The organism is Buttiauxella izardii, from assembly GCF_003601925.1.
Taxonomy (GTDB): Bacteria; Pseudomonadota; Gammaproteobacteria; order Enterobacterales; family Enterobacteriaceae; genus Buttiauxella; species Buttiauxella izardii.
In genome coordinates this window covers 20,086-29,158 of sequence record NZ_QZWH01000041.1, presented here as the reverse complement: position 1 = coordinate 29,158, position 9,073 = coordinate 20,086, and the positions used below count along the sequence as shown (strand labels likewise).

The window sequence follows — 9,073 nt, the reverse complement described above, 5'->3', positions numbered from 1 at the left end:
GCATGACTGACGGCGTCAGGTCTGACATGGGCATCACTGAGTCGGTGAGCGTCTGCATCGGCATAATCGACGGCGTCAGCTCTGCCACTGACATCACCGAATCCGTGAGCGTCGATGCAGTTATTGTTTGTGCTAGTACACTTTCTCCCGGAGCGGGTTGAGTTTGCTGTTGCTGCGGTGAGTAAGTGTCGAATTCGCGATGGCTTTGTGTCGGGGAACCTAACCCATTCGTTGCAAAGCCGGAAGTGACATCAAGGACTTCGCCGGTCAGCTCCACTCGCTCGATGAAATGGCCACCGCCACCTTCACCTGCTTGAATCGGCGCTTCGTTACCCGCCGCGGTCGCATCCAATGTTTTCGTCGGGTCGACGCCATCAGCAATCGCCTGCTGGAGTGCGGCGATATTGTCTGTTGCATGCTCGGCATGAGTGGCACTTAATCCGCCTTGGGAGCTCCAGTGGCTATTGCGCCCGATATCCATGGTGTGGCCATCAGATAAGTTGACGGTTAATGCGCCATTTGCACCGGTCACGATCTCTTCGCCAGCAAAGATTCGGTCCCCTTCATGCAATTCGCGCTGTGTACCATCAACAGCAACGGCAAAAACCTGCCCAATGACTACTTTTACGATACCGAGTATGTTCTGCAAACCGCGAGTCCCTAAGTATTGATATTACAAGGATGCAACCAAGAAATAAGTTGTTATGCCGCTTCATAAAGAAACAATCATCCAACTTTAATTAGAGCATCAATATTAACTTTGCATTAACAATAGACGTATTGCTACCAGACATATTAGCTAACATTAAAATGCTTCATTAATTTATAGGAAGTATTGTAAGGGATAATGCGCCCCATAATAAAACGATTAATTCTTATGGAAGCTTAAATAAATCCACTTAATATATCCAAAAATGGGCAATCACTAATATTCTGTTTCTATGACAACGCATGCCTGAGTTAACGGTTTTTCTTTATTCCTCGTCTCAGTATCTTCGCAACGGCCCAATCTCTCGAGCATCGCATTGATTCAAGAGAAAATACTCCTCTTGCCTTTGCGCGGGTAGGCTAAACTATCCTGATAATCAGCCAGGTAGAAGATCGTCATTTACATAATGAAATTATCAGTAATGATTAATGCGGGACGGACATTATGGCAATAAGCAGAATACCTGCCGCACATACCACTTTTGGGAAAACCGATGAGATTACACCTACATTTTGCTTCTGTACTCCTGGCAACCGCCTTCTACCCCTTCCTCAGTACATGTGCTCACGCCGAAGTTGACCTAGGTTCTTTAGAATTATTCGCCAAAGACAACACCACCAGCCCGATTCCCAAAGGCCTGGTGCTGGGTGGCGCAGCGATCAGCGGCACGGCTCGCTACGAAGCGCAAAAAAACGAAACCTATGTCATTCCCGGCGCGTTCTATTTTGGCAATAACTTGATGTATCTCGGCGACCGCGCTCGCTACTACTTTCATCTCGACGACACCACCGCAGCCTATGCGTATGGCCGATTCCGCTTTGGCAATCTCGACCCCGATGACGAAGACGAATTCGATGGCATGCATAAACGAAAATCAGAATTTGAAGCCGGTGTCGGTGGCACTCTCATTACTCAATACGCCTTGCTAAGTGCGCGAGTTAGCTCGGATGTCACCGGGCGCAGTAACGGCCAGGAATTGCTGCTGTGGGCTGACTTCCCGATAGTAAAAGGGAAATTATTAATCATGCCCGGCATGGGGATGATGATCCGCAGCTCGAATATGGCGAATTATTACTTTGGCGGTATTTCGAAAAGCGAAGCCACGGCTAATCGCCCGGAATGGGACACCGGAACCACCTTCTCGCCGATGACAGCGCTGATTACCAGTTATCGTTTCAGTTCGAAATGGGTGGGGATGTTTGCGGCAAACTATGAATTTTATGATAAAGATATTGCCGACAGCCCTATCGTTCAACATAACGGGGAATTGTATGCCACCGTCGCGGTCGGCTATATCTGGTAATAATAAACTCGCTGAGTCAGTTTAAAATAATATTCTACTGACTCATCATCATGGATATTAAATATACGCTCACCAACTGACGTATTACTGACACTTATCGGACATCGTCGTCAGAATCGGCTCAATTCTGTATAGTCGAAGAAAAGTTATTTTCAGAATAGTAAAACCGACGTTGAACGCCAAAGGGAAACCGCAATGCTTAAAGAAAATTTCAGTGAACTTCAGATTTTCCTCATCGTGGCGCGTGAAAAAAGCTTTACTAAAGCGGCGGGGAAACTGGGTGTTTCACAATCAGCATTAAGCCATGCAGTTAAAGCCCTGGAAGAACGGCTCAATGTTCGCTTGCTGACGCGCACCACGCGCAGCGTCGCTCCAACGGAAATCGGCGAACGTATCATCACCAGCCTCGAACCGCGCCTTGCGGAAATGGAGTACGAACTCGAAGGTATTCTTCAGCTCCATGATGGGGCTTCCGGGAATATCCGCCTTTCTGCGGGGGAGCATTCAGCACGTAAGTTGCTGTGGCCAAAGCTAAAACCGTTTCTTAAAGCATACCCGAATATTAATGTCGAATTAGTCGTGGATAACGGTTTTGTCGATATTGTTGAAGGCCGTTTTGATGCCGGGATCCGTCTGGGGGAAAGCGTCGATAAAGATATGGTCGCCGTCAGAATCGGGCCAGATATGCGCATGTTGGTTGTGGGTTCGCCGGAATATCTGGCGTCAAAAGGGGTTCCGCAAACGCCGCATGAATTACAGAACCATCGCTGTATTAACATGCGTTTACCCACCGCTGGCGGGTTGTATCACTGGGAATTTGAGAAAGATGGCAAACCCTTGCGCGTGCGCGTTGAAGGCCAGCTAACGTTTAATCTTCTTTCCGAAAGAATCGACGCCGTGTTGTCTGATTTTGGCCTCGCCTGTGTGCCTGACGATATGGTGCAGGAGGAATTAAAATCAGGCGAGCTGGTTCAGGTTCTGGAAGACTGGTGTCCTACGTTTCCGGGCTATTACCTTTACTACCCGAGCAGAAAACAGCATCCGCCTGCTTTCGCCTTACTGATTGATACGCTGCGTTATTCTGAATAGTTTTGTAGGGGGATTCATCCACCGCTTCCCCCCTTTTGTCGGATGACGCTGCGCTTATCCGACCTACAAAAGCATTATTCCTCGTCGTTTTAGACGTCGAGTTTACGCCCCGTCAACCACTCCACCATCGCCGGGTCACGATGCGAGAAGAAGGCGCTGGTGGCGCTGTCCAGCGCGGTGATTTTCATCATCTCTTCATTGTTAAGCTCGAAGTCCAGCACGTTGATATTCTCTTCCATACGCCCTTTGCGCACGGTTTTCGCCAGCGAAACAATGCCACGCTGGAAGAGCCAACGCAGAACCACCTGGCCGATGCTTTTGCCATATTTCTCGCCAGTCGCGGCCAAAACCGGATGCTGGAATAGATTGTTGCGGCCTTCGGCAAACGGTGCCCAGGCTTCGGGCTGAATGCCCCGGCTTTGCATCCACGGCGCGGCGTGAAGCTGCTGGTTAAACGGGTTTACTTCCACCTGATTGACGGCAGGCACCACTTTGTTAAACGCGATCAGGTCGGCTAAACGATCTGGCTGGAAGTTACTGACGCCAATGGCGCGAATTTTCCCCGCCTGTTGCAACTCTTCCATCGCACGCCATGCGCCATGCACATCGCCATACGGCTGGTGAATCAGGTACAAATCGACATAGTCCATTTGCAGGCGGTTCAGCGAGCGTTCGAACTGCGCTTTGGCGCCTTCGTAGTTCGTGTCTTGTAACCACAGTTTGGTGGTGACAAATAATTCGCCGCGAGCAATGCCGCTGTTCTTTAACGCGTTCCCGACCTGGGTTTCATTCTGGTAAGACGCTGCGGTATCAATCAAACGGTAGCCGGTTTCGATGGCGTCGATAACCGCACGCTCACATTCGGCTGCTTCCGTCATCTGAAAGACACCAAAACCCAGCAGTGGCATTTCCACGCCGTTATTCAGTTTTACTGTTTGCATAGTGTGACCTGTCATCTGTTGTGAGAGAAAAAGAATAACGCGGATTGGCTTATCAGATTAGACACCCTAATTGGCTAGGGTTTATTAGCAGTGTTCATTAATCACGAATGAACACTGCTCAGAGGCGTGGCGGTTATTGCAGGTTTTTCTCTTTGAGGAATTTGCTGACCTGGTCGGCAATTTCAACGTTATTTAAATCAGAGAACGGGAAATGGGTATTGCCCTTAATGCCTATCTCTGGCAAATGGATCACCGTCACATCGCCGCCGTGTTTATTCACCACATCGCGCCATTGGCGGGCCATGGCGAGGCGTACGCGCCAGCTATCCTGTGCGGGCATTGCCGTCGGTTTATCAGGAATATTGTCGCCGTAGAAAATCAGGATCGGGATTTTAGTCAGCGCCATAAATTTATCCAGCGCGACAGGTTCACCTTTGAGCGTGTCGAAAGCACTAGGCATCGGCGCAGGCATTTCATTTTCCGGGAACACAAAACTGCTGCCCGGCTCAAATGCCACAATCGCTTTCACTTTGTCGCTTTTCATCGCCGTGTACCAACCTGGCCCGCCGCCCTGGGAATGGGTGAACAAGATAGCCGGGCCGGATTTATCTATCACGGCTGACATCGCATCCGAAATCACATTCAGATCAAACGGCCCGGTGTTAGGCGTCATCTGGCGGAAATACTGGTTCAGCGCTTCTTTATCGTGGGAAAATTGCACGTCTTTGAAGAAATCCGGCCACACGCCAAGGCGGAACTGGTTGAACCACAATTGCTCGTCGGCTTTAGGCGTCAGTGTGGCTTCAACCGTGCTGCGCCCGGCGCTGCCACGGCGAGGTTGTGTCACTAAATAAGTTGAGAATCCCCGGCGCAGGAAAATATTCTGGAATCCTTCGCGTCCATCCGGCGTGCTTTCCCAGGTCTTAGAAAATTGCCCGGCACCGTGGAGCATCACAATGGGATATTTGTGAGGATGCTCGGGGATCTGATAGAAAACGTAAGCGTGATCGCCGTGAAAAGTTTGCCCGGCGGATTCGAGCGGCTTCTTCGCATCAAATGTCCCCGGCGTCGTGGCAACAGTTCCGCCCGCAGTAAAACTGCCCTGCTCCGCTATGACCAGCGGTTGTGCATGGGAAATAGCGCTTCCCGCCAACATGCATAACACCAGCGTCTTTAATAATCTTTTCAAGAATACTTCCTCTGTATTGGGTTGAGTTTTCATCTTACGCATTTTGTTAAACATGATTATTTAGTTAAATCGAATAGCCTTATCTGGCTTATTCATTAATCACGGCGCTTAACCCAATAGGCGGCGACATAATAAAACGTCAGGCACAACGTAAAACGCATGAATTTGGTGTTCTTTAATAGCGCCAGATAATTGCGAAAAGCGCTCGGCAAAGAGGCTTTCACACGCTTCTCTTCCGGCAGCGTTTCAGGCAGCCAGAAAACAATTTCCGTAATAGTGGTGGAAAGTGCGCAACCCACGGAGCCGCTGGTGCTGACGCGAGCCTGAGAGTCAATCATATTGGTCTGCTGAATATCCAGAGAGAACGAGATACTACCTGTAACCAATTAAAAGATAATGAGGCATAAAAGGATAGGCATTATGAATGGGATTCATAAATGCCTATTTTGATTCAGGAATGATTGAGATATGCCCGTTGCGTTCAAGGATGGCGAATTTAATCTCCGCAAGCTTAGTGATACCGTGATCAACGCGAGCCGTTAGCAAAATATCATCACAGGAAATGTCGGCTTTCTTCATTTTGTCCTGAAACAGGTAGCCGTTTTCCACCAGAATCACCGGCGTGTTATCGAGAAAATCATCGGCTCCCGGCAGATATTTTTTAATTAAGCCAAACAGCATATCCACCACAATCAGCGTGACGATAGTCAGCATCGCGCCGGTAACAGAGAAATCATCGCCCAACAGTGCCTGTTGTGTGGCTTCACTAATAATCAGCAGCAAGATTAAATCAAATGATGTCATTTGTAATAATGCGCGGCGGCCCGCGATTTTAAATACCACCATTAATATCAGGTAAATGGCGACCGCCCTTAATACCATATCCATTTCGGGTTACCTTATGGGTAAACAAGTTGTTGGAACGGAATCTCCGCGCCGTTATCAAGCGCAACCGTGCTTTTCATTACGCCTATTTTCATGGGTGTCAGACTTAACCAAAGAGTTTGTTTTTCCCTTCCCGCCAGGGCGTTATATTCGATAATGACCTTTCCATTTTGGCTATACATATTGGCGGGCTGAGGTTGCAGATTATCAATGCGAAATGCCTCCATGAAATCACCGCCGAGAATAATGCGATTCGGTTTTCCAGGCGTTGGGATTGAATTAATTTTCAGGTCGGCACTGCTGGTCAGGCGATTAAATCTTTCATAATCGAGGGTCAACGAACCCGCGTCGTTTGAGCGATGCGCCTGGCTTAAATAACCACGCGAAAAGATGCCAACCAGGGCGGCGACAACAATCGCCAGCAAGAAGACAAAGCCCACGCGCCGCAGCTGATATTCAAAGCGCAGCCAGAAGGGTTTTTCAATAATAGGGGAAGGTGTTGTTTTCATTATTCTTCATCCAGCTATGGGCGCTGGATGAAGTCTAGTCAAGCGTGAATGTCTACGCCACAAAAGCGCGAATCATAATTCCCTGTGCTTCAAGTAATTGCCGCACCTGGCTGGCCATTTCGATAGCGCCCGGCGTGTCACCGTGGACGCAAATTGAGTCGGCCTGAATCGGCGTAAATTGGCCTTCTATGGAGGTCACGCCGCCCTCTGTGACTAATTGCAGCATTCTTTTTGCGACGATGTTCGCATCATGCAAAACAGAACCCGCTTCACGACGCGAAACCAGCGAGCCATCGGCGTGATAGGCACGGTCGGCGAAGGCTTCAGAAATGGTTTTCAGCCCCTTTTCCTGCGCCAGTTTCAGCACGTGGGAACCCGCCAGGCCAACCAACGGTAAAGAGGAATCAATAGCCAGAATAGCTTCGATAACCGCCAGCGCCTGGCGTTCGTCATGGGCGATAGTGTTGTACAGCGCGCCGTGCGGTTTGACATATCGCACTTCGCTGCCCGCCGCTCGCGCCAGGCCTTGCAAAGCGCCAATCTGATAAATCACATCGGCGGTCAGTTCGTCGCTTGCCACGTCCATATTACGGCGACCAAAACCGACTAAATCGGGATAAGAAACGTGTGCACCAATGGTCACGCCCTGCTGTTGTGCCGCGCGCAAGGTGGATAAAAGCGATGCCGGGGAACCGGCGTGAAAACCACAGGCCACGTTGGCGCTGCTGACCAGTTTCAGAATGGCGGCGTCATCGCCCATCGTCCACGCCCCGAAGCTCTCACCCAAATCACTATTTAAATCAATTACCGTGACCATCGTCGCCCTCTTTTGCCGCTCGTTGTGAACAGGTGTTTTAGCATATAAAACCTATTTACGCAGCGGCACATCTTTCATCAAAAGCGACAAAATAAACGCCAGCACCACGACGCAGGCAGAAATCAGATATACCGAATGCAGCGCCGCGCCAAAGGCTTGCAGATAATCATTTTGTAGAGCAGCCGGGAGTTCATGCACCGCTTTCGCCCCCAGTTGATGGGGAAGTTCGACACCCGGCGGGATCAGCGCAATCAGTTTGTTTTGCAGCACATTAGTGAAAATCGCCCCAAAACCGGCCACGCCAATCGAACCGCCAATCTGGCGGAACAGCGTGGTGCTGGACGTCGCCACACCAATCATGTTTTGCTCGACGCTGTTTTGCACCGCCAGAATCAGCACCTGCATCACCATGCCAAGGCCAAAGCCCAACAGCGCGATGTATAGATAAAGAACATGAATGGGCGTGTCGATTTTAAGCGTGCCGAGCAGCGCCATTGCAATAAACGTCACCAGCGTGCCAAGAATCGGGAAGATGCGGTAACGCCCTATTTTGCTGATGATGCGCCCGCTGATAATTGAGGTCAGCATCAGGCCGCCCATCAGCGGCAGCAGTTGAATCCCCGCTTCCGTTGGCGTCGATGATTTCACCACTTGCAAATAGAGCGGCAGGAACGTCATCGAGCCAAACAGCGACATCCCGATAATAAAACCTATCAGGCAGCTCAATAAGAAAGTGCGGTCACGGAACAAACCGAGAGGAATGATCGGCTCGATAGCTAGCCGTTCTTCATAGATAAACCCGCCAAGTGTGACGACGAAGAAGGCGAAAATGCACCACAACTGCGGATCGGACCACGCCATCACGGTGCCGCCCTGGCTGGTAAAGAGAATCAAACAGGTCAATGACGCGGCGAGATAGCCCGCACCAAGAAAATCAATCTGATGACGGATACGTGCCGTTTGCGGTTTCAGCACCGCGCCAATCACCAGCAGCGCGAAAACGCCCAACGGCAGGTTGATGTAGAAAATCCAGCGCCAGGAAAAATGCTCAACCAGGAAGCCGCCGATCAGCGGGCCAATCACCGTCGCCAGCCCAAATACCCCGCCGAATAAGCCCTGATATTTACCGCGATCCGCTGGCGGAATGACATCCCCAACCGCCGCCATGGTGACGACCATCAGGCCACCACCGCCCAAACCTTGCAGTGCGCGCATCAAAATTAACTGCGTCATATTCTGCGCCAGGCCGCATAACGCCGAGCCGACAAGGAACAGCACAATGGCGGTTTGCAGCACGATTTTGCGCCCCAGCAAGTCGCCGAATTTACCGTACAGCGGCACCACAATCGTGGAAGACAACAGATAAGCCGTGACCACCCAGGATAGTTTTTCCAGCCCGCCCAACTCGCTGACAATCGTCGGCAAGGCGGTTGAAACGATGGTCTGGTCGAGTGCGGCAAGCAGCATGACCAGCATCAACGCGGAAAACAGCAAACGAATGGACGTTGCGTGCTGTTGCGTTTCTGAACGGGGAGTTTCTGTGACTGTCATCGTATCGGTCGGCTTGTAATTAATTAACTGGATAATTAATATAGAGGGAATAGTTTCACCCGGTCAATGGAAGTAGCACA

The 9,073-nt window shown here is 50.3% G+C and carries 9 protein-coding genes and 1 pseudogene; 2 read left to right on the top strand and 8 right to left on the bottom strand.

What is annotated here, in order from left to right:
* Positions 1-649, bottom strand: a 649-nt coding sequence (locus tag D6029_RS16975; RefSeq protein ID WP_120065925.1) for a retention module-containing protein, incomplete at its 3' end; no start/stop codon positions are given.
* Positions 650-1,202: 553 nt separating this feature from the next.
* Here D6029_RS16975 and D6029_RS16970 point away from each other — a divergent pair.
* Both D6029_RS16970 and D6029_RS16965 read left to right on the top strand, forming a co-directional pair.
* Positions 1,203-2,012 (top strand): MipA/OmpV family protein, encoded by an 810-nt coding sequence (locus tag D6029_RS16970; RefSeq protein ID WP_120065924.1) that lies wholly within the window; start codon positions 1,203-1,205, stop codon positions 2,010-2,012.
* A gap of 195 nt (positions 2,013-2,207) precedes the next feature.
* Entirely contained in the window at positions 2,208-3,101 is an 894-nt protein-coding gene (locus D6029_RS16965; protein ID WP_120065923.1) for a LysR family transcriptional regulator, read from the top strand.
* An 89-nt stretch (positions 3,102-3,190) separates the two neighbouring features.
* On the opposite strand, the gene D6029_RS16960 is transcribed toward D6029_RS16965, so the two are convergent.
* The 7 genes and pseudogenes from D6029_RS16960 to D6029_RS16930 form a co-directional block, all read right to left on the bottom strand.
* Positions 3,191-4,042 carry an aldo/keto reductase gene (locus tag D6029_RS16960; protein WP_120065922.1) on the bottom strand — a complete coding sequence of 284 codons (852 nt, stop codon included), beginning with the start codon at positions 4,040-4,042 and terminating at the stop codon, positions 3,191-3,193.
* A gap of 133 nt (positions 4,043-4,175) precedes the next feature.
* On the bottom strand, positions 4,176-5,231 hold the full coding sequence (locus D6029_RS16955; RefSeq protein ID WP_120065928.1) for an alpha/beta hydrolase: 1,056 nt from the start codon (positions 5,229-5,231) through the stop codon (positions 4,176-4,178).
* Positions 5,232-5,347: 116 nt separating this feature from the next.
* Positions 5,348-5,491 (bottom strand): annotated as a pseudogene (locus tag D6029_RS16950) (Bcr/CflA family drug resistance efflux transporter); the annotation flags it as partial.
* 181 nt (positions 5,492-5,672) lie between these two features.
* Positions 5,673-6,119 carry a DUF421 domain-containing protein gene (locus tag D6029_RS16945; protein ID WP_120065921.1) on the bottom strand — a complete coding sequence of 149 codons (447 nt, stop codon included), beginning with the start codon at positions 6,117-6,119 and terminating at the stop codon, positions 5,673-5,675.
* 11 nt (positions 6,120-6,130) lie between these two features.
* Positions 6,131-6,625: a hypothetical protein gene (locus tag D6029_RS16940; RefSeq protein ID WP_120065920.1), complete on the bottom strand. Its 495-nt coding sequence runs from the start codon at positions 6,623-6,625 to the stop codon at positions 6,131-6,133.
* Positions 6,626-6,677: 52 nt separating this feature from the next.
* On the bottom strand, positions 6,678-7,442 hold the full coding sequence (locus tag D6029_RS16935) for a LamB/YcsF family protein (RefSeq protein WP_120065919.1): 765 nt from the start codon (positions 7,440-7,442) through the stop codon (positions 6,678-6,680).
* Between the two features lie 51 nt (positions 7,443-7,493).
* The gene (locus D6029_RS16930) at positions 7,494-8,993 is read right to left on the bottom strand and encodes an MDR family MFS transporter (RefSeq protein WP_120065918.1); all 1,500 of its coding nucleotides are present in this window, start codon (positions 8,991-8,993) and stop codon (positions 7,494-7,496) included.
* Positions 8,994-9,073 lie beyond the last annotated feature (80 nt).

Bases quoted from the DNA above. Each gene is read 5' to 3' on its own strand.
- D6029_RS16970 (WP_120065924.1), top strand. From the start codon at position 1,203: ATGAGATTACACCTACATTTTGCTTCTGTACTCCTGGCAACCGCCTTC.
- D6029_RS16965 (WP_120065923.1), top strand. From the start codon at position 2,208: ATGCTTAAAGAAAATTTCAGTGAACTTCAGATTTTCCTCATCGTGGCG.
- D6029_RS16960 (WP_120065922.1), bottom strand. From the start codon at position 4,042: ATGCAAACAGTAAAACTGAATAACGGCGTGGAAATGCCACTGCTGGGT.
- D6029_RS16945 (WP_120065921.1), bottom strand. From the start codon at position 6,119: ATGGATATGGTATTAAGGGCGGTCGCCATTTACCTGATATTAATGGTG.
- D6029_RS16940 (WP_120065920.1), bottom strand. From the start codon at position 6,625: ATGAAAACAACACCTTCCCCTATTATTGAAAAACCCTTCTGGCTGCGC.
- D6029_RS16935 (WP_120065919.1), bottom strand. From the start codon at position 7,442: ATGGTCACGGTAATTGATTTAAATAGTGATTTGGGTGAGAGCTTCGGG.
- D6029_RS16930 (WP_120065918.1), bottom strand. From the start codon at position 8,993: ATGACAGTCACAGAAACTCCCCGTTCAGAAACGCAACAGCACGCAACG.